This window comes from Streptomyces sp. Ru73 (assembly GCF_002920575.1).
In the GTDB taxonomy this organism is placed as follows: domain Bacteria; phylum Actinomycetota; class Actinomycetes; order Streptomycetales; family Streptomycetaceae; genus Streptomyces.
Genome location: NZ_PQSQ01000006.1, coordinates 49,850 through 68,865 on the forward strand (window position 1 = coordinate 49,850; position 19,016 = coordinate 68,865).

A 19,016-nucleotide genomic window follows, 5' to 3' on the forward strand; every position below is an offset into this window, starting at 1 on the left:
GCGTGGACGGGTCCCGGCGAGCATAGAGATAGTTAAGCCCTTAGGGAATGCCCTTGGGGAACGGTCTTCACGCCTCCGGCTTCCGGCGCCGCGGCGGCCCACTGAGGCGTGGGGCCGCCGCGGTGTCGGGGCGGCGCGACCGGTCGGGGTCCTACGCCGCGGTGGTGGCGCCCGAGGCCGGGCCGAAGGCGGGGGCGGGGATGCGCTCGGGGGAGAGCAGGACCGAGGGCCGGCCGTCCACGCCCTTGGGCACGTCGCCGTCGACGGTGACCCGGCGGAGCTTGCGCGGGTGGTCGTCGGAGTCGTCGACGCCGTAGTGCTGCGTGGCGCGGTTGTCCCAGATCGCCACGTCGCCCACCTGCCACTGCCAGCGCACGGTGTTCTCCGGCCGCTCGACGTGGGCCTGGAAGAGGTTCAGCAGGGCGCGCGAGTCGGCGCCGGTGAGGCCGACGAAGCGCTGCAGGAAGTTGCCCAGCAGCAGCGTGCGTTCGCCGGTCTCCGGGTGCACGCGCACCACCGGGTGCTCGGTGCGGAACGTGGTCGAGGTGAAGACCTCGCGGTAGTGGGACAGCTGCTCGGGCACCGGGTTGGGGCGGAGCGCGGCGTAGTCGTAGTCGTTGGTGTGCTCGGCGCGGAGGCTGTCGGCCAGGGCGCGAAGCGGCGCGGGCAGGTTGCTGTACGCGGTCGCGGTGTTGGCCCACAGGGTGTTGCCGCCGTAGGGCGGGATGACGACGGCGCGGAGGATGGAGAAGGCCGGGTAGGCGGGGACGAAGGTGACGTCGGTGTGCCACTGGTTGGCCCGGCCGCCGTGGTCGGAGTCGATGCCGAGGGAGTAACGGCCGTCCGCCGAGGGGACGGTGGGGTGCGCGACCGGGTCGCCGAGGAGCCTGCCGAACGCCTCGTGGCTCTCCTCGTCCAGGTGGTGCTGGTCGCGGAAGAAGACGACCTTGTGCTCCAGCAGGGCGGCGCGGATGGCGGCCACCGTCTCCGGCGCGAGGTCGCCGCCGAGGCGTACTCCGGAGACGACGGCGCCGAGGCGGCCGCCGACCTTCTGCACGGTGAGCTGCGCGGGCGCGGACGTGGTGGAGGTCATGACGGGGGTCCCTTCGGGGAAGCGGGCGGGGGTGAGCGGGCAGGGGGCGGACGGGAGCGGTGCGGGCGGGCATCGGTACGTACGGGCACCGGTGCGGGCGGGTATGGGCGGTCCGGGCGGGTGCCGGTGGTCCGGGCGGTCCGGGCGGTCCGGGCGTCCAGGGTGGTGCGGGAGGTGCGGGCGGCCCGGGATTGATTCGACTCGGAGCGGAAGTAATTACGGCGCGCGGCGGCCGGGACGCGGACGCGCGATGAACGCGTGAGGGACGCGGTGTACGGAGCCGGAAGGAGCAGGGCGCTCAGCCGCAGTGCAAGGAGCAGGGCGCTCAGCGGCAGCGCGTCGCGCCGGAGCGGCTCGTACACGCCGCCGAGGCGAGGCGCCCCAGGTCGATGTGGAGCCGCGGGACGAGAACGGTCGTCGCGGTCATGACCGGGAGCGTGGCAGTGCCCGCGGAAGCGCGTCAAGCGCCGGTGGCCTCCCCGCAGGGCCCGCGCGGATGATTCAATCGGCGTCCGAGCCGGGGCAGTCGTGCCCCGCGCCCACCCCCGTAGAACCCGCTCCCACCTGCGGATACGGCCGGTGCTTACGGGTGGCGGGGGAGCGCGGCCGGCGCTCGGGCACCCGTCGCCGCACCGGCGGCGGAATTTCACACTGCGGCAATACGGCAGCCCGCGGGAACGAGGAAGGCCGACCGATGACGCTTGCCCACCCCGGTCCGCGCATGACGGGTGACGGACGCCGCGAGGCCAACGCCGCCGCCGTCCTGCGTACGGTGCTCGACCACGGCCCCGTGGCACGCAGCGGCATCGCCGGACTCTCGGGCCTGAGTCCGGCGGCCGTCTCCCGGCAGTGCACCGACCTCGCCCGGCTCGGCCTGGTGCGCGAGGTGCCGGGCCTCGCCTCGAGCGGTGCCGTGGGCCGCCCGCAGGTCCCCGTCGACCTGCACACCGCCGACGGCGGCCCGGTCGCCGCCGGGGTGCACATCGGCGTGCCCGCCTCGACGTTCGGCATCGTGGACCTGCGCGGCAGGGTGCTGGCCCGGCAGGTCTTCCCCCACGACGGCATCGCCGCCGAGCAGCTCCAGGACCAAGTACTCGGCGCGCTGCGGGAGTTCGTCACCGCGAGCGCGGCCGGGCGGCCGGTCCTCGGCGTGGGCGCGGCGATGGGCGGCTGGATCGAACCGGGCGGCGGCACCGTGGTCCGGCACGACCTGCTCGGCTGGCGCGGCCGCCCGCTCGGTGCCGCGCTCGCCGCACGGCTGGGGATGCCGGCCGGGGTCGACAACCACGCCCGCGCCATCGCCCAGTCGGAGATCCTGTTCGGACGGCCCGCGGCCCGCCGCAGCCTGGTGCACCTCTTCGTCGGCAACGTGGTGGACGCCGCCGTCGGCATCGCCGGTGTGGTGCACCGCGGGCCCCGCTCGGGCGCCGGTGACGTGGCCCATCTGCCGGTCCCCGACTCCACCGTGGTCTGCGGCTGCGGACGGGCCGGCTGCCTCGGCGCGACCGCCTCCGACACCGCGACGGCACACACCGCGGTGCGCCGCGGCATCCTCCCCGTACCGGATGCCGCGCTGCTGGTGGAGGCCGCGGCGGCCGGGGACGCGCGGGCGGACCGGCTGCTGCGCGAGCGGGCCAGGGCGGTCGGCCGGGCCGCCGCGCTGCTGATGGACGTGCTCAACCCCGACCTCGTGGTGGTCACCGAGATGTCCAGCCTGCGCGAACCGGCGTACCTGGAGGAGATCCGGGGCGCCGCCGTCGACCTCTCGCACGTGTGCGACGACCCGGAACGCGTCGTCGGTCCGCATGCCGGACGGGACGTACTGCCGGTGGCGGCGGGCACCGTCGTGCTCAGCCCGCTGTTCCGGCGGCCGCTGCGGACCGCCGGCGAACCGAGTGCACAGAGCGGCCACACACCCGAAACAATTGACGATGCGTCAGCAATGGGCGCCGGTTGACCTGCCGCGCGGGGCACTGTCATATTGCTCGCGTGAATCCGGACATGCGCCTCGTCGCCCGCAGGCACGTCGACCTCTGTCGGCAGGCCAGCGCGGTCTGTGCCGTCCGTAGCTGATTCCCCCACTTCCCCCTTCTGAAGGCCGGCCGCCCCGCCCGCTCGCACGCGGGCGCCGGGCCGCCGCGAGCCCACTGCGCCAGCGCCGCCGACCCGTCGTGCGTACCCCGGCCCATGCCGGTACACGTGCCGTCGGCCCGTGATTGCTGCCGCAGCGGAACGAACTCGTGGCGCCGGCCGCCCACCCCGCCACCCGACCCCAGGCAGGCCAGCCATGACCGAGCCGTACCCTTCGCCCCCTCCTCATCCGTCCCGGCGCGGCACCCTGCGTGCCGCCGGCGCCGGCGCCCTGCTGCTCGGACTGGGCCTGACCGGCTGCCGTTCGGCGGTGTCCGCTTCGGCGTACCGGGCCGAAGACGGCGGCCCCCGCCGGGGCGGCACCGTCACCGTGGCCATCAACAGCGACTTCACCCCCGCCCTGCTGTTCTCCCAGAGCTCCCAGGCCCTGCAGAACCGGCTGCTGTTCAACACCCTCACCCGGTACGACGACGCGCTGCGGCCGCACCCCGAACTCGCCACGTCCTGGACGTACGCGAAGGACGGCCGCAGCATCACCCTGCGGCTCAGGGACGACGTGACCTACCACGACGGGCGCCGGTTCACCGCCGACGACGTCATCTTCGCGGTGCGCAACCTCCAGGACCCGCAGCGCGCGGCGCAGTTGCGGGCGACCGCTGCCGCCGTCACCGGCTTCGAGAAGCGCGGCGACCACGAACTGGTGCTGAAGCTGGCCCACCCGGTGACCAACCTCTTCGACCTCTTCGAATTCATGATCATCCCGGACCGGCGCACCGTCGACCAGGCCGTCACCGGGCGGACCCTCAACGGCACGGGCCCCTTCCGGCTGAAGAAGTGGAGCCCCGGCGCCGGCCTGAGCCTGACCCGCAACGACCGGTACTTCAAGCCCGGCCGCCCCTACCTCGACGTGGTGGAACTCCGCGTCATCCCGCAGGCCGAGGCACTGATCTCCTCGCTCCGCTCCGGCCAGTCCCAGCTCTCCTACCAGGTGCCGGGCAAGAGCATCCGCACCGTACGGGACAACCCCGACCTGGTCGTCACCACCTACGACACCGGCGCAGGCGCCAGCTACCTCGGCGTGAACACCACCATCCCGCCGTTCGACGACAAGACCGTCCGCCAGGCCCTGGCCTGGGCGGTGGACCGCGAACGCATACTCGAGCAGTCCCTCGGCGGCTACGGCCTGGCCTCCGCGGCGCCCTGGCCCAAGTCGTCCCCGGCCTACACCGAGGCCAACCGCACCCACTACACCCACGACCCCGCCAGGGCCCGCCGGCTGCTGAAGTCCGCGGGCCACAGCAGACTCACCGCGCCGCTGCTCCACCTCGACTCGCCCGAGTCCACCGCCATCGCCGAGGCCGTCCAGTACGACCTCCGGCAGGTGGGCGTGCACGTCACCCTGCAGCCCACCGACCCCGCCACCGGGCAGAAGAAGCTCATCTCGCAGGGCATGCCGGCCCTGTGGACCATGGACCACGGCTTCGCCCAGATCCACCCTGCCACCCTCGCCGTCAGCGCGTACCCCTTCAACGAGGCCAAGAACACCTCCAAGTACCGCTCGCGGCACTACACGAAGGTGGTGCGGGAGGCATGGACCGCCGCCGGTGCCTCCACCGCACGGCAGCACGCACTGGCCCAGCGCGTCTCCGACGTCCTGCTCGACGAGGCGTTCCTCATCGACCTCGTCGTCCAGGGCAGTGTGCAGGTCGCCAGTGCCGAGCTGCACGGCGCCACGCTCAACAAGTTCTTCTACCTCGACCTCGACGACGCCTACCTGGTGTGATCATGCGCAGCTACCTCCTCAAGCGGCTGCCGTCCGCGCTCCTCGTCCTGGTCCTCGCCTCCGTCCTGATCTTCGCCATCCTGCGGCTGATCCCCGGCGACCCCGCCAGCGCCCTGGCCGGGCCCGACGCCGACGCCGCCACCGTTGCGGCCCTCCGCGAACGGCTCGGCCTGGACGAACCCCTGCTCGTCCAGTACGGCGCCTGGCTCGGCGGCCTCGTCACCGGCGACCTCGGCCCCTCGTACGTGATCGGCGGGGACACGGCGGACCTCATCACCGGCGGACTCGGCGCCACCGCCGAACTCACCCTGGGCGCCCTCCTGTTCACCGTCGTGCTCGGCACCGCCTTCGGCGTGCTCGGCGCCGCGTCCCGCAGCGGCTGGGTCCGCACCGCGGTACGCGTCGCCACCACCGGCGCACTGGCCGTCCCGCCGTTCGTGACCGGAGTGCTGCTCGTCCTGCTCTTCGCCGTGGCCGTCCGCGCCCTGCCGGCCGGCGGCCGGGTGCCCCTGCTGGAAGCCCCCGACCTCGCCGTGCAGTACCTGCTGCTGCCGTCACTGTGCCTCGCGCTGCCCAGCGCCGCCGTCGTCGGCCGCTACCTCAAGGACGGCATCGAGCGGGCCCTCGGCGAGGACTACGTCCGCACCGCCACCGCCGGGGGCGTCGCGCCGCGCCGGGTGCTGTGGCGGCACGCCCTGCCCAACGCACTGCCGCCCGTCGTCACCGTCCTCGGCATGCAGACCGGCCAACTCCTCGGCGGCGCCGTCCTGGTGGAGGCCATCTTCGCCTGGCCGGGACTCGGCCAGCTCGCCGAACAGGGCCTCATCCGCCGCGACTACCCGGTCGTCCAGGACCTGCTGCTCCTCCTGGTCACCGTCTTCGTCCTCGTCCAGCTGCTCACCGACCTCGTCTACGCCTGGCTCGATCCCCGGATCAGGTGGGAGTGACCGACATGACCACCACCACACCGGCCCCCGGCACCGCCCCGGCCGCCACGCCCGCCACCGGCAGGACCGCCAGGGCCCGCCGCCACCCCTACCTGGCGGCGCTGCGCACCGCGCGCGGCCGCACCGGCCTCGCCCTCGTCGCGCTGATCGTGCTCGGCGGGCTCCTCGCGCCCCTGCTCACCGGCCACGACCCCACCGAACAGAGCGGCCTGGGCCTGGCCGCGCCCGGCACCGCCGGCCATCCGCTCGGCACCGACGACCTCGGCCGCGACCTGCTCAGCCGGGTGCTGTACGGCATCCGCACCGACCTGGGCGTGATCGCCCTGGCGGTGCCGCTCGGCGCCCTGCTCGGCTGCCTCTGCGCGCTGCCGGCCGCGGCCCACCCGGTCGCCGACACCGTCGTACAGCGCGTCTTCGACCTGATCCTCGCCTTCCCCGGGCTGATCCTCGCGCTCGCCGTCACCGCCGTGCTCGGCCCCGGCCGGCTGCCCGTGATCCTGGTGATCGCCCTCGCTGAAATCCCCGTCTTCGGCAGGCAGTTGCGCGGCGGCATCCTCGTCCAGCGAGAGCGCGAGTACGTCGTCGCCGCGCGCGTCGGCGGCACCTCGGCACCGCGCGCACTGGTCCGCCACATCCTGCCCAACGCGGCCGACCCGCTCGTCGTCCAGCTCGCCCTCTCGCTCACCGTCGCGGTCTTCCTCGAAGGCGCGATGAGCTTCCTGGGCGTCGGCGTCCGGCCCCCGGAGCCCACCCTCGGCAGCGTGCTGAGCCAGTCCATGCCGTACCTCTCCGACGCCCCGCAGTACGCCGCGGGCCCGCTGCTCGCCGTGACCGCGCTCGTCCTCGGGCTGTCGCTGCTGGCCGACGCCCTCAACCGGGAGACCCGCCGATGACCACCGCCCAGACCGGCCCCCTGACCGAGGAGCGGCCCGCGCACCCCGATGCCGCACTGCTGGAAGTACGCGGCCTCAGCGTGGAGTTCACCGGGCCCGACGGCGAGCCCGTGCGGGCCGTGCGCGACGTCTCCTTCACCCTGCGGCGCGGCGAGACCCTGGCCGTCGTCGGCGAGTCCGGCTCCGGCAAGTCGACGACCGCGTTCGCGGCGGCCCGGATGCTGCCCGGCACCGGCCGCGTCACCGGCGGCTCGGTGCTCCTGGACGGCGAGGACCTGACGGCGGCGGGCGAGCGCCGGCTGCGCGCCGTACGCGGCGCCCGCATCGGCATGGTCTTCCAGGACCCGATGACCTCCCTGAACCCGGTGCTCACCGCCGGCACCCACCTGGATGAGGTGCTCCGCGCCCACGGGTACGGCGACCGCGCGGCGCGCCGGGCCCGCGCCGCCGAACTCCTCGGCCTGGTCGGCATCCCCGAGCCGGAGCGGCGGCTGGACGACCATCCGCACCGGTTCTCCGGCGGCCAGCGCCAGCGCATCCTCATCGCCATGGCGCTCGCCGGCGAACCGGACGTACTGATCGCCGACGAGCCCACCACCGCACTCGACGCCACCGTCCAGGACCAGATCCTCAGCCTGCTCACGGACCTGAACCGGCGCACCGGCACGGCCCTCGTCCTCATCTCGCACAACATGGGCGTGGTGGCCCGCACCTGCGAGCGCGTGCTCGTGATGTACGGCGGATCGGTGGTGGAGGACGGCCCCACCGCCGAGGTGCTGACCCGGCCGCGCCACCCCTACACCGCGGGCCTGCTCGCCGCCGTACCCCGGCTCTCCGCGCCCTCGGGCACCCGCCTGACCGGCATCCCCGGCAGCCCGCCCGACCCCGCGCGGCCGCCCGCCGGCTGCGCCTTCGCCGAGCGCTGCCCGCTCGCCGAGGACGGCTGCCGCACCACCCGGCCGCCCCTGGTCACCGTCGCCGAGGGGGTGCGCGCCGCCTGCCCGCCGGCCGCCGCGCGCACGGCACCGCTCGCCGCTCCGGTCGCGGCCGAGCGCATCGACCGCCCCGCACCCGGCGCGACCGTGCTGGCCGCCGAGGACGTACGCAAGGTCTACGGAGGGCGCGGACTCGCCCGGCGGACGACGGGCTTCACCGCGCTGGACGGGGTGTCCCTGACCCTCGCGGCGGGGGAGACCCTCGGCATCGTCGGCGAGTCCGGATCGGGGAAGTCGACCCTCGCCCGCGTCCTGGCCCACGCGCACCCGGCCGACGCCGGCACCCTGCGGCTGCACGGCCGGGACGTCACCCGGCCGTCCCGCGCCGGGCTGCGCGAGGTGCGGCGGTCCGTGCAGATGGTGTTCCAGGACCCGTACGCGTCCCTCAACCCCCGCATGACGGTGGGTCAGGTCGTCGCGGAACCACTGGCGGCCCTCGGTCTCGGCGACCGCCGGACACGGGAGGCGAGGGTCGCCGAGCTGCTCCGGCAGGTCGGCCTCGACCCCTCCGCGGCGGCCCGGCACCCGCGCGCCTTCTCCGGCGGCCAGCGGCAGCGCATCGGCATCGCCCGCGCCCTGGCCCCCGAACCCACCGTCCTCATCTGCGACGAACCGGTCTCCGCGCTCGACGTCTCCGTACAGGCCCAGATCGTCAACCTGCTCGGCGACCTCCAGCGCGACCTGGGCCTCGCCCTGGTCTTCATCGCGCACGACCTCGCCGTCGTGCGCCAGGTCAGCCACCGCATCGCCGTGATGCACCGCGGCCGGATCGTGGAGACCGGCCCCGCCGACGAGGTCTGCGAGAACCCGCGCGACCCCTACACCCGCGCCCTGCTCGCCGCGGCCCCCGAACCGGTCCCCGCCGCGCACCGCGCCCGCCCCGCCGGGACGCCCGCATGACCGGACACCGCAGCCACCACGCCCACCCCGCACCACACCCCACGGAGGCCCGTACCGTGACCACCCGCCGCGACCCGTACGAAGGCTTCCCCGGCCGCGTCGGCCGCACCTTCGCCACCTCCGAGCCCGCCTGGCCGGCGCGCCGCACGGCACCGGACGGTGCACCCAACATCGTCGTCGTGCTCGTGGACGACATGGGCTACAGCGACATCGGCCCCTTCGGCTCCGAGATCCGCACGCCCACCCTGGACCACCTCGCTGACCAGGGCGTGCGGCTGTCCAACTACCACACCATGCCGCTGTGCTCACCGGCCCGCGCCGCGCTGCTCACCGGCCTCAACCCGCACCGCGTCGGCTACGCGCACGTCGCCAACTCCGACCCCGGCTTCCCCGGTTACGGCATGACCATCGCCGAGGACGTCCCCACCCTCGCGGAACTCCTGCACGACCAGGGGTACGCCACCTACGCCGTCGGCAAGTGGCACCTCGTCCGCGACTCCGCCTCCAACGCGGCCGACGACCGCGCCAACTGGCCGCTGCAGAAGGGCTTCGACCGCTACTACGGCGTCCTGGAGGGCCTGACCAGCCTCTTTCACCCGCACCAGCTGGTCCGTGACAACAGCCCCCTCGACATCGACGAGCTGCCCGAGGACTACTACTACACCGACGACCTCACCGACCAGGCGCTCGCCATGATCAAGGGCCTGCGCGCCCACGACCCCGACAAGCCCTTCTTCCTCTACCTCGCGCACAACGCCGTGCACGGCCCCCTCCAGGCCAAGGAGGCGGACCTCGCACGCCACCGCGGCCGCTACGACGAGGGCTGGGACGCACTGCGCGAGGACCGCTTCGCCGCCCAGCTCGCCGCCGGGCTCTTCCCGCCCGGCACCGCACTGCCCGACCGCAACAGCGAGGCCGGGCTCGACGTCCCCGCCTGGGACTCCCTCACCACCGAGCAGCAGCGCCGCTACGCCCGCTACATGGAGGTGTACGCGGCGATGGTGGACAACATCGACCAGAACCTCGGCCGCCTCACCGCCACCCTCGAAGCGCTCGGCGAGCTGGACAACACCGTCATCGTCTTCACCTCCGACAACGGCGGCACCGGCGAGGGCGGCGCCGAAGGCACCCGCTCCTACTTCAGCCGCTTCGTGCACCATCCGCGGCTGCCCGGCGACTGGGAACCCGACGTGGACCGCGACCTGGACCTCATCGGCGGCCCGCGCAGCCTCGTGCACTACCCGCGCGGCTGGGGCATGGCCTCCAATACGCCCTTCCGGCTCTACAAGGGGCACACCTACGCGGGCGGGGTGCGGGTGCCGTTCGTGCTGTCCTGGCCGCGCGGCGTCCGCGAGGGCCGTCTCGTACCGGGGCTGCGCACCCAGTACCAGTACGTCACCGACATCACCCCCACCCTGCTCGACCTCGCCGGGACGCCGCGCCCGGACGCGCGCCGCGGGGTGCCGCTCCAGGAGCCGGACGGGGTGAGCTTCGCGCCGGTCCTCGCCGATCCGGCCGCCGGCTCCACCCACCCCGAGCAGTACTGCGAGATGACCGGCAACCGCAGCTACTACCGTGACGGCCACAAGCTGGTCACCCTGCACCGGCCCGGCACCCCCTACGACGACGCCGAGTGGGCCCTGTACGACCTGCGCACCGATCCCACCGAGATCCACGACCTGGCCGCCGAGCGGCCCGGCGTGGTCAAGGAGCTGTCCGCGGCGTGGGAGCGGGCCGCCTGGCGCAACGGGGTCTTCCCGCTGCCCGACGGCAGCGGCGCGCTCGCCCGCCGCCACCCCGCCGACGAGCGCTGCACCCGGGAGCTGCGGCTGCTGCCCGGCACGCCCGAGCTGGAGCGCTACCGCTCCTCCCGGCTGATCTCGTTCCGCTCCTTCGAGGTCGCCGTGCGGCTGGACCCGTACGCCGAGGGCGACCGGGGCGTACTCGTCTCGCACGGTGACCAGGGCGGCGGCTACAGCCTCTACGTCGAGGACGGCCGGCTGCACTTCGCGTACAACGAATACGGCCGGCTGCACGAGACGGACGCCGGGCCGCTGCCGCCCGGCACCCGCGACATCCTGCTGACCGCCACGGCCGAGGAGGGGCTGCGCTGGCGGTTCGCGCTCACCGTCGACGGCGAAACACGGCCGTCGCCGCGGAGTGTGCACCAGCTCATCGGCATGGCGCCCTTCCAGGGCATCAGCATCGGAGTGGACCGCAAGTCACCCGTTTCGTGGCCGCTCCACGAGCGCCACGGGTCCTTCCGCTACCGCGGCCGCCTGGCGTCGGTCACCTACCGCCCGGGCGCCCCGGGCCCCGACGCGCCGGAGGCCGTGGCGGAAGCGCTGCGGGAGGCGGCAGCGGCCTTCGAGTGACCGGCGGGAGGCGCTGAGGAGTGTCCGGCGGCCCGGTCGGGGGCCGCCGGACACCTACGCCGCACCCCACCCCGTACGCCCATCCGGGCGAGACCCATGCCGCACTTCTGATACCGGTCGCGAAAGCCGGGCACCCGGTCAAGACCACTTGACCTGCTGACCCGCTACCCGCACGACCGCACAGACGTGAGGCGAAACGGTGACCTCGAACACTGGTGACGGCATCCCCCGGCGTTCCCCCACGGCCACGCACTGGGGCAACTACGAGGTCGTCACGGACGGCGACGGCCGCGTGAAGGCGCTGGAGCCCGCCGCGTACGACCCGCGCCCCTCGCCCATCGGCCGGGGCGTGGCCGAGGCACACCACGCACCCAACCGGATCACGCAGCCGATGGTGCGCCGGGGCTGGCTGGAGCACGGCCCGCGGTACGACGGCGGCGGCCGGGGGACCGACTCCTTCGTCCCCGTCTCCTGGGACGACGCCGCCACACTGATCGCCACCGAGCTGGACCGGGTGCGCGAGACGTACGGCAACGAGGCCATCTACGGCGGGTCGTACGGGTGGGGGAGCGCCGGGCGGTTCCACCACGCGCAGAGCCAGGTGCACCGGTTCCTGAACGTCCTCGGCGGCTTCACCTCCTCCGTCGGGTCCTACAGCGCGGCGGCCATGGAGGCGGTGATGCCGCACGTCATCGGCGGCGGGCCGTGGCACGCCGTGGAGCAGGGCCCGCTGTGGCGGGAGATCGCCGACCACGGCGAGCTGGTCGTCTCCTTCGGCGGTCTGGCCGCCAAGAACGCCCAGGCCAACTCCGGCGGGGTCGGCCGCCACCGGTCCGTGGACGCTCAGCGGCGCTGCCGGGACAACGGGGTGGCGTTCGTCAGCGTCTCGCCGTGGCGGTCGGACGCGGACGCCGCGCTGGAAGCGGACTGGATACCCCTGCGCCCCAACACCGACGTCCCGCTGATGCTGGCCCTGTCCCACGTACTGATCACCGAAGGGCTGCACGACGCGGACTTCGTACGGCGCTGCTGCACCGGGTACGAGGTCTTCGAGCGATACGTGCTGGGGCGCAGCGACGGCGTCGTGAAGGACCCGGACTGGGCCGCAGCGCTCACCGGTGTGGACGCCGCCACCGTCACCGCACTGGCCCGGCGGATCGCCCGCCACCGGACCGTCATCAACGTCAGCTTCTCCGTCCAGCGGCAGGACCACGGCGAGCAGCCGTACTGGACGGCCACCGTGCTGGCCGCGCTCTCCGGCTCGATGGGCCGGCCCGGCGGCGGCTTCGCGGCCGCGCTGGGCATCTCGCAGACGGGCGTGGAACGCGAGCGGCACGCCGTCGCGTCCCTGCCGCAGGGCCACAACCCGGTCGAGACGTTCATCCCGGTCGCGCGCGTCGCCGACATGCTGCTGCACCCGGGCGAGCCGTTCGACTACAACGGCCGGCGCCTCACGTACCCGGACATCCGGCTGGTCTACTGGGCGGGCGGCAACCCCTTCCACCACCACCAGGACCTGAACCGGCTGGTCAGCGCCTGGCAGCGGCCGGAGACCGTCATCTGCCACGAGCCCTGGTGGAACCCGCTCGCCCGGCACTGCGACATCGTGCTGCCCGCAGCGACCATGCTGGAACGCAACGACTTCGCGGCCGGCAAGACCGATCTGTCGCTCTCCGCGATGCACCGGGCCGCCGAACCGCCGGGGGAGAGCCGCACCGACTACGACGCGTTCACCGCGATCGCCCGGAAGCTGGGGGTGGAGAAGGAGTTCACCGAGGGCCGCACCGCCGACGAGTGGGTCGAGGAGCTGTACGAGCGGACCCGCGACCGGCTGGCCGAGCGCGAGGTGGAGCTGCCGCCCTTCGCGGACTTCTGGGCCTCGGACCGGGGACACCTCGTCACGCCGCCGCTGCCCGACCGGCCGCACCCCTTCCGGCTGCTGCGGGAGGACCCCGACGCCCATCCGCTGGACACGCCCTCCGGCCGTATCGAGATCTTCTCCCGGACGGTCGCGGACTTCGGCTACGACGACTGCCCCGGACACCCCGTGTGGCTGGAGCCCCGCGAATGGCAGGGGGAAGCGCGCCGCCGCTACCCGCTCGACCTGATCTCGCCGCAACCCGCGAACCGGCTGCACAGCCAGTACGACCACGGCCCGCACAGCAGGGCGGGCAAGGTCGCCGGCCGTGAACCCGTCACGCTCAACCGCGCGGACGCCGAGGCCCGCGGCATCGCGGACGGCGACGTGGTGCGCGTCTTCAACGACCGGGGCGCCTGCCTCGCGGGCGCCGTGCTCTCCGACGACCTGCGCCCCGGCGTCCTGGCGCTGCCCACCGGCGCCTGGTACGACCCGGCCGACGCGGCCGCCGGCGGCCTGGACAAGCACGGCAACCCCAATGTGCTCACCCGCGACCTCGGCACGTCCCGCCTCGCCCAGGGCCCGACGTCCGGCACCACGCTCGTGCAGGTCGAGCGCTACGATGCGCCGCCGCCCCCGGTGACGGCCTTCGAACCGGCCCGCACCCGGCCCTGAGGGCGCGTTCCCAACGGCGTACCGGGCCTCAGACGTTGACGCCGAAGTCCGCCGCGATGCCGGCCAGACCGGACGCGTAGCCCTGGCCTACGGCGCGGAACTTCCACTCGGCGCCGTGCCGGTAGAGCTCGCCGAAGACCATCGCGGTCTCCGTGGCGGCGTCCTCGCTCAGGTCGTAGCGGGCGATCTCCTGGCCGTCCGCCTGGTTGACCACGCGGATGTAGGCGTTGCGCACCTGGCCGAAGTTCTGCGCGCGGGCCTCGGCGTCGTGGATGGAGACCGGGAAGACGACCTTGGCCACGCCGCCGGGCAGCGCCGCGAGGTTCACCTTGATCTGCTCGTCGTCGCCCTCGCCCTCGCCGGTGAGGTTGTCGCCGGTGTGCTCGACCGAGCCGTCCGGGCTCTTGAGGTTGTTGTAGAAGACGAAGTGCTGGTCGGAGACGACCTTGCCGGCCTCGTCGCACAGCAGGGCGCTGGCATCCAGGTCGTGGTCGGTGCCGGTCGTGGTGCGGACGTCCCAGCCCAGGCCCACGAGGACCGCGGTCAGGCCGGGCGCTTCCTTGCTGAGTGAGACGTTGCCGCCCTTGGCCAGGGAAATACCCACGTCGTTCTCCTCCATCGGTGGTCCGTCGTCATGGCCGTACGGAAAATCTACAGCACTGTAGAAGGTCGTTGCTGGGCCCGTCCCGAACCGCTGCCGCGGGCGAGACCGGGCAGGTGGCGGGCGTGCGGCCCATGAGAAGCTGACCTTTTCCGCGCGACCGCCGTGCCCACCGGGCACCGGCGGCCGGCGCGGCGTGCGACAGCGGTGACAGCGCCCTGAGGAGGCGACGATGGACGAGGCGACAGGGGTCTTCCTCAAGGCACTCGCGAGCGACACCCGGCAGCAGATGCTGGCCCAGTTCTCCGGCGTCGGGGAGCTGACCGCCGGGGAGATCGCCGAACGCAGCGGCCTGCGCCCCTCCACCGCCTCCGAGCACCTGCGGCTGCTGCACCGCGGCGGGCTGGTCGAAGCCCGCAAGGAGGGCAAGCAGATCTACTACCGCATCGACGGCCCGACCGTGGACCAGCGGCTGTCGGTGCTGCGCGACTACCTCGACGACTGCCGGCTGCCGCCGACGGACGCGGACGGCACGCCCCTGCCCGTGCCCGCGTACGGCCAAGGACGCCACGGCGGGCGCCCCACCGTCTGGGACCGGCTCAAGGAGTCCGTCTCGGCCATGCAGGCGCAGCTCGTGGCGCGCAAGAACGAGCTGCGCAGCGGAGCGTTCCGCGATGCGAGCATGGCGATGTGCGCGCTGGTCACCGCGGCCGACGGCATCATCGACCCGGCCGAGCTGCGCCGGGTCTCCCAGCTGATCGCCACCAACGAGGTGCTGCAGAACTTCCCTTCCGACGACCTGCAGCGCCGCTTCGAGGAGAACCTGGACCGGCTGACGCCCGACTTCGCCGCGGGCAGGGCGGCCGTGCTGCAGGAAGTGGCCAAGGTGCGGAAGCCGGACGAGGCCAGGGCCGTCATACAGATCGGCATCGTCATAGGCGGCGCCGACGGCCAGTTCGTCGAGAGCGAGCGGGCCGTGGTCCGCGAGGCGTGCCGGGCGTTGGGGCTGGCGCCGCGGGACTTCGATCTGTGAGCCGGGTGAGCCCGGTGCGCCCCGGACCGGGGCGCACCGCGCTCACGGCCGGTGGTCAGCGGCGGGCCAGGGCGCGGTCCAGTGCGGTCACGCCGAGAGCCGCCAGAGCGATTTGAATGATCCACTCGATCCAGTCGACGCCCCTGGTGTAGGCGACGCCCAGGCCCATCGCGATCCAGGCGCCGATGAAGGCGGCGACGATGCCGATCAGCATCGTCCACAGGATGCCGATGTGCTGGCGTCCCGGCACCACGAGCCTGCCCAGGGCGCCGATGACGATACCGATCACGATGGCGCCGATGATGCTTGAAGGTTCCATGCCCGATCTCCCGTCGCCCGGCGTGTGCCGTACGTATGCCCGCCGTACGCCGGGCCAGTCGGCCACCTTTCGGCCGCGCTGACGGCCGGCGCGGGGGCCGTGCCACCGCCCGGCCGCCCACCTCCACCACCGCCGGGCCGTCCCCCGTACGGAGCAGTCGGCGCCGCCGCGTCTCGCCGGGTGCGGCCGGCCGTGAGGGGATGGGGAGAGGCGGCGGCCGCCGTCGCCGGACCCGTTCGGCACAGAGCTGGAGGCAGCATGGCTGAAGAGCGCAGGGACGAGGCAGGCACGGACAGGGAGCGGGAGGCGCGGGAGCGCGACCTGGCCCCCGCCCAGAAGCGCGGGCCCGCCAAGCGCGGCCGGGACCGCAGTGCCGAGGAGGTCAACGCCGACCAGCCGTCGCAGCACGGGGAGCGCCCGGCACCCGCGCGGAAGCATCCCCCGTCGGGCAATCCGCGGCGCACGCCGGAGCAGTGAGCGCGGGCGCCGTCACGGAGCGGCCGGCGGGCTCGGGGCCGCGCCCCGGGCCGCCGTCACCCGGCGGGTGAGCGCGGGCGCCGCGGCCAGCAGCAGGAGGCCGAGGGCCGCGCTCACCCCGCCGACCACGCCGAAGTACTGCGCCGCGTGCTGCCGGTCGTAGAGCCGGACGACCTGCGCGGAGATGCCCTGCGCCGCCGCGTTGGAGGCGAGCCACAGGCCCATCGTGCGGCCGCTGAACGCCGCGGGCGCGAGGCTCGTCGTCACCGACAGCCCGATGGGGGAGAGCAGGATCTCGCCCGCCGTCACCACGGCGAAGCTGCCGAACAGCCACAGCGGACTGCTCCTGCCGGGCTGCAGCGCCGGGTACACCAGCAGCGCGTACGACAGTCCGGCCAGCACCAGCCCCAGCCCGAACTTCACCGGCGCGCCGGGCTGGCGCGGGCCGAGCCGCATCCACAGCGCGGCGGCGAGCGGCGTGAGGCAGATCAGCACGAAGGACCCGGTCGACTGGAACCACGACGAGGGGATCGGGAAGCCCAGCGCGTCCAGGTCCGTGCTCCGGTCGGCGTACTCGGCCAGCACGCTCGCGCCCTGTTCCTGGATGAGCCAGAAGAAGACGGCGGCGACGAAGAGCGGCAGGTAGGCGCGGACGCCGGCCCGCTCGCGCGCGGTCGTGCGGGAGCTGCGCAGCATGTGCGTGAAGAGCACGACCGGCAGCGCGACGGCCAGCACGCTGATGGTGTCCACGACCAGTCCGGCGGTGAGGACGCCCCGGGCGGCCAGGAAGAGGGCCGGTACGGCGAGCGCGACGACGGCCGCCGCCCCGCCCGCCACCGCGCCCGGACGCAGGTCCGCCCTGGTGAGCGGGTTGGCCGGGCGCAGGTCCACCGGGCTGAGGTGGCGCCGGCCGCGTACGTACACCAGCAGCCCGGCGGCCATCCCGACGGCGGCGACGCCGAACCCCAGGTGGTAGTCGTACCGTTGGCCGAGCGTGCCCACCACCAGCGGGGCGAGCACCGCGCCGACGCTGATGCCCATGTAGTACAGGCTGAACCCGGCGTCCCGGCGGGAGTCGTCGGCGGCGTACAGATTCCCCACCGACGTGGACACGTTGGGCTTGAGCAGGCCCGTGCCCGCGACGATGAACACCATCGACGCGTACAGCGCGGGCGCGCCGGCCGGCACCGCCAGGCAGAGGTGGCCGCACATGATCAGCACCCCGCCGCACAGCGTCCCGCGCCACGCGCCCAGCAGCCGGTCGCTCACCCAGCCGCCCGCGATGGCGGCCAGGTAGACGGAAGCGCCGTACACCGCGATCAGCGAGGCGGCGGTGGCGCGGGGGATGCCGAGGCCGCCGTCGGCGACCCGCTCGTACATGTAGAAGAGCAGGATGGCGCGCATCCCGTAGTACGAGAAGCGCTCCCAGGCCTCGGTGAAGAACAGCACGGCGAGCCCCCGGGGATGGCCGAAGAACCCGGTCTCCCGCCCGGTCCGCGTCCCGGCTCCGCCCGCCGGGCCGGGGGTCTGCCGCTGTTGTGCCGCGCGTCGTTCCGTCATCGCCTCGCCGCCTCCGTTCGACCGGACAGCCCCTCCAGTTCCCGTTCGGCACGCGGATATTGCGTTGCGGGGCGGTCTCCCGCGCGGGAGGGTGGCGGCCATGACGGAGACCACCTCGCCCCGGACGCAGGACGGACCCGGCGGCGCGTCGGACGTGACGGCCCTCTTCTCGCGCGGGCGCCTCACGGTCATTCCGCGCAAGACCGCCCGGCGGCAGCAGCTGCTCGCGCACCTCGCGGAGACGCTGTTCGAGCCGGACCGGGCCTACACCGAGCGGGAGGTCAACGAGGCGCTGCGCACGGTCCACGACGACTGCCCGGCGCTGCGCCGGTACCTGGTCACGGACGGGCTGCTGACCCGCGCCAGGGACGGCAGCAGCTACCGCCGCGTCGGCTGACCAGCGGGGGACGGCGCGGGCGACGGCGGCGGGCCGGCCGTCCCGCGCCGCGGCAGCCGCCCCTGCGTCGCGGCGAGTACGGCACCGCACAGCAGCACCGCGGCGCCCGCCGCCTGCACCGGGCCGAGGGACTCGCCGAGGAACAGCGTGCCGCAGAGGGTGTTGACGACCGGCACGGTGAACATCATCAGCGAGGCCGAGGCGGGCCCCACCGCGCCCACGCCGCGGTAGTACAGCAGGTTGGCGACGGCGGCCGCGCCCAGCGCCAGGTACGCCGCGTTCAGCCAGACCCCCGGCGGCAGTTCGCCCCACCGCACGTCCGGCAGGGCGGGCGCCGCGAACAGCCCCAGCAGCACGGCGCCCGCACAGGTGGCGTACGTCGTGGCGCGCAGCGGGTCGACACCGGCCAGCACGCGCGGTCCCGCGAGCGTGTAAGCGGCCCAGCACACCGCGCTGACCAGGAACAGCGCGTCCCCGGCGAGCCGCGAGGGGCCGCCCCCGGCGCTGCCGCCCGCGCCCAGGAAGAAGACCACCGCTCCGGTGAGCCCCGGCGCGAGCCCCGCGAGCCGCGCCCACGAGGCCCGTTCGCGCCCCGTGACCAGCAGGAACAGGCTGGTGAGCACGGGACTCAGGACGGGTATGAGGATGCCGGCGTCGAGCGAGGGCGCGAGCGAGAGCCCCCAGAAGAAGGCGCTGTTGTAGGCGAAGACCCCGAGGACCCCCGCCAGCGCGGCGCGCCGCCCCGCGCCCCGCGGCGCCGGCGCGGCCGCCCGCCGACGGCCGAGGAAGTACAGCGCGGCCAGCAGCGCGAGCGCGGCACCGCCGAAGCGCAGCAGCGCGGCGACCGAGTGCGGCACGTACGCCACCACCGACTTGGAACTGGCGAAGGCGCTGCCCCACAGCACCATCGTCACGGACAGCATCGGATACGGGCTCCGCACGCCCTTCTTCCCTGGCATGCCCCGACTCTGGCGCCCGGCCCCCGGGCCCGTCTTGAACGCTGGTGCGCGCCCGGCGGC

At 74.1% G+C, this 19,016-nt stretch carries 17 protein-coding genes and 1 pseudogene; 12 read left to right on the forward strand and 6 right to left on the reverse strand.

Annotated features, from left to right (window positions below; genetic code table 11):
• Positions 1-151 precede the first annotated feature (151 nt).
• Both C3486_RS04400 and C3486_RS38720 read right to left on the reverse strand, forming a co-directional pair.
• A complete protein-coding gene (locus C3486_RS04400) occupies positions 152-1,093 on the reverse strand; it encodes a TauD/TfdA family dioxygenase (RefSeq protein WP_103831217.1) in 942 nt (313 codons plus the stop codon).
• 325 nt (positions 1,094-1,418) lie between these two features.
• Positions 1,419-1,520 carry a putative leader peptide gene (locus C3486_RS38720; protein ID WP_374936836.1) on the reverse strand — a complete coding sequence of 34 codons (102 nt, stop codon included), beginning with the start codon at positions 1,518-1,520 and terminating at the stop codon, positions 1,419-1,421.
• Between the two features lie 267 nt (positions 1,521-1,787).
• Here C3486_RS38720 and C3486_RS04405 point away from each other — a divergent pair, with 267 nt between their 5' ends.
• From C3486_RS04405 to C3486_RS04435, 8 genes are all read left to right on the forward strand, one after another.
• A complete protein-coding gene (locus tag C3486_RS04405; protein ID WP_103831218.1) occupies positions 1,788-3,050 on the forward strand; it encodes an ROK family transcriptional regulator in 1,263 nt (420 codons plus the stop codon).
• A gap of 44 nt (positions 3,051-3,094) precedes the next feature.
• On the forward strand, positions 3,095-3,166 hold the full coding sequence (locus C3486_RS38725; RefSeq protein ID WP_374936837.1) for a putative leader peptide: 72 nt from the start codon (positions 3,095-3,097) through the stop codon (positions 3,164-3,166).
• A 214-nt stretch (positions 3,167-3,380) separates the two neighbouring features.
• Positions 3,381-4,967: an ABC transporter substrate-binding protein gene (locus C3486_RS04410; RefSeq protein WP_103831219.1), complete on the forward strand. Its 1,587-nt coding sequence runs from the start codon at positions 3,381-3,383 to the stop codon at positions 4,965-4,967.
• Positions 4,968-4,969: 2 nt separating this feature from the next.
• Positions 4,970-5,914 carry an ABC transporter permease gene (locus C3486_RS04415; protein WP_103831295.1) on the forward strand — a complete coding sequence of 315 codons (945 nt, stop codon included), beginning with the start codon at positions 4,970-4,972 and terminating at the stop codon, positions 5,912-5,914.
• 5 nt (positions 5,915-5,919) lie between these two features.
• Positions 5,920-6,807 carry an ABC transporter permease gene (locus tag C3486_RS04420; protein ID WP_103831296.1) on the forward strand — a complete coding sequence of 296 codons (888 nt, stop codon included), beginning with the start codon at positions 5,920-5,922 and terminating at the stop codon, positions 6,805-6,807.
• Positions 6,804-8,702, forward strand: a complete 1,899-nt coding sequence (locus tag C3486_RS04425) for an ABC transporter ATP-binding protein (RefSeq protein ID WP_103831220.1) — start codon at positions 6,804-6,806, stop codon at positions 8,700-8,702. The genes C3486_RS04420 and C3486_RS04425 overlap by 4 nt, the downstream gene beginning before the upstream one ends.
• On the forward strand, positions 8,699-11,077 hold the full coding sequence (locus tag C3486_RS04430; RefSeq protein ID WP_103831221.1) for an arylsulfatase: 2,379 nt from the start codon (positions 8,699-8,701) through the stop codon (positions 11,075-11,077). Before C3486_RS04425 ends, C3486_RS04430 begins: the two co-directional genes overlap by 4 nt.
• 199 nt (positions 11,078-11,276) lie before the next feature.
• On the forward strand, positions 11,277-13,610 hold the full coding sequence (locus tag C3486_RS04435) for a molybdopterin-dependent oxidoreductase (protein WP_258052591.1): 2,334 nt from the start codon (positions 11,277-11,279) through the stop codon (positions 13,608-13,610).
• A 28-nt stretch (positions 13,611-13,638) separates the two neighbouring features.
• On the opposite strand, the gene C3486_RS04440 is transcribed toward C3486_RS04435, so the two are convergent.
• Positions 13,639-14,214 (reverse strand): TerD family protein, encoded by a 576-nt coding sequence (locus tag C3486_RS04440; protein ID WP_103831298.1) that lies wholly within the window; start codon positions 14,212-14,214, stop codon positions 13,639-13,641.
• 229 nt (positions 14,215-14,443) lie between these two features.
• Here C3486_RS04440 and C3486_RS37655 point away from each other — a divergent pair.
• Positions 14,444-14,668, forward strand: a pseudogene (locus tag C3486_RS37655) (ArsR/SmtB family transcription factor); the annotation flags it as partial.
• Positions 14,669-14,830: 162 nt separating this feature from the next.
• Positions 14,831-15,244: a tellurite resistance TerB family protein gene (locus C3486_RS37660; protein ID WP_219822190.1), complete on the forward strand. Its 414-nt coding sequence runs from the start codon at positions 14,831-14,833 to the stop codon at positions 15,242-15,244.
• Positions 15,245-15,299: 55 nt separating this feature from the next.
• Here C3486_RS37660 and C3486_RS04450 read toward each other — a convergent pair whose 3' ends face one another.
• Entirely contained in the window at positions 15,300-15,563 is a 264-nt protein-coding gene (locus C3486_RS04450; protein ID WP_103831223.1) for a GlsB/YeaQ/YmgE family stress response membrane protein, read from the reverse strand.
• A 258-nt stretch (positions 15,564-15,821) separates the two neighbouring features.
• Here C3486_RS04450 and C3486_RS04455 point away from each other — a divergent pair, with 258 nt between their 5' ends.
• A complete protein-coding gene (locus C3486_RS04455; protein ID WP_103831224.1) occupies positions 15,822-16,040 on the forward strand; it encodes a hypothetical protein in 219 nt (72 codons plus the stop codon).
• Positions 16,041-16,052: 12 nt separating this feature from the next.
• Here C3486_RS04455 and C3486_RS04460 read toward each other — a convergent pair whose 3' ends face one another.
• Entirely contained in the window at positions 16,053-17,600 is a 1,548-nt protein-coding gene (locus C3486_RS04460) for a peptide MFS transporter (RefSeq protein ID WP_103831225.1), read from the reverse strand.
• Between the two features lie 100 nt (positions 17,601-17,700).
• Here C3486_RS04460 and C3486_RS04465 point away from each other — a divergent pair, with 100 nt between their 5' ends.
• On the forward strand, positions 17,701-17,997 hold the full coding sequence (locus tag C3486_RS04465) for a DUF2087 domain-containing protein (protein WP_103831226.1): 297 nt from the start codon (positions 17,701-17,703) through the stop codon (positions 17,995-17,997).
• Here C3486_RS04465 and C3486_RS04470 read toward each other — a convergent pair.
• Positions 17,979-18,956, reverse strand: a complete 978-nt coding sequence (locus C3486_RS04470) for a DMT family transporter (protein ID WP_103831227.1) — start codon at positions 18,954-18,956, stop codon at positions 17,979-17,981. The genes C3486_RS04465 and C3486_RS04470 overlap by 19 nt on opposite strands.
• Positions 18,957-19,016: the final 60 nt, after the last annotated feature.

Coding starts and splice junctions, on each gene's coding strand:
- C3486_RS04400 (WP_103831217.1), bottom strand. CDS start 1,093: ATGACCTCCACCACGTCCGCGCCCGCGCAGCTCACCGTGCAGAAGGTC.
- C3486_RS38720 (WP_374936836.1), bottom strand. CDS start 1,520: ATGACCGCGACGACCGTTCTCGTCCCGCGGCTCCACATCGACCTGGGG.
- C3486_RS04405 (WP_103831218.1), top strand. CDS start 1,788: ATGACGCTTGCCCACCCCGGTCCGCGCATGACGGGTGACGGACGCCGC.
- C3486_RS04410 (WP_103831219.1), top strand. CDS start 3,381: ATGACCGAGCCGTACCCTTCGCCCCCTCCTCATCCGTCCCGGCGCGGC.
- C3486_RS04415 (WP_103831295.1), top strand. CDS start 4,970: ATGCGCAGCTACCTCCTCAAGCGGCTGCCGTCCGCGCTCCTCGTCCTG.
- C3486_RS04420 (WP_103831296.1), top strand. CDS start 5,920: ATGACCACCACCACACCGGCCCCCGGCACCGCCCCGGCCGCCACGCCC.
- C3486_RS04425 (WP_103831220.1), top strand. CDS start 6,804: ATGACCACCGCCCAGACCGGCCCCCTGACCGAGGAGCGGCCCGCGCAC.
- C3486_RS04430 (WP_103831221.1), top strand. CDS start 8,699: ATGACCGGACACCGCAGCCACCACGCCCACCCCGCACCACACCCCACG.
- C3486_RS37660 (WP_219822190.1), top strand. CDS start 14,831: ATGCAGGCGCAGCTCGTGGCGCGCAAGAACGAGCTGCGCAGCGGAGCG.
- C3486_RS04450 (WP_103831223.1), bottom strand. CDS start 15,563: ATGGAACCTTCAAGCATCATCGGCGCCATCGTGATCGGTATCGTCATC.
- C3486_RS04455 (WP_103831224.1), top strand. CDS start 15,822: ATGGCTGAAGAGCGCAGGGACGAGGCAGGCACGGACAGGGAGCGGGAG.
- C3486_RS04460 (WP_103831225.1), bottom strand. CDS start 17,600: ATGACGGAACGACGCGCGGCACAACAGCGGCAGACCCCCGGCCCGGCG.
- C3486_RS04465 (WP_103831226.1), top strand. CDS start 17,701: ATGACGGAGACCACCTCGCCCCGGACGCAGGACGGACCCGGCGGCGCG.
- C3486_RS04470 (WP_103831227.1), bottom strand. CDS start 18,956: ATGCCAGGGAAGAAGGGCGTGCGGAGCCCGTATCCGATGCTGTCCGTG.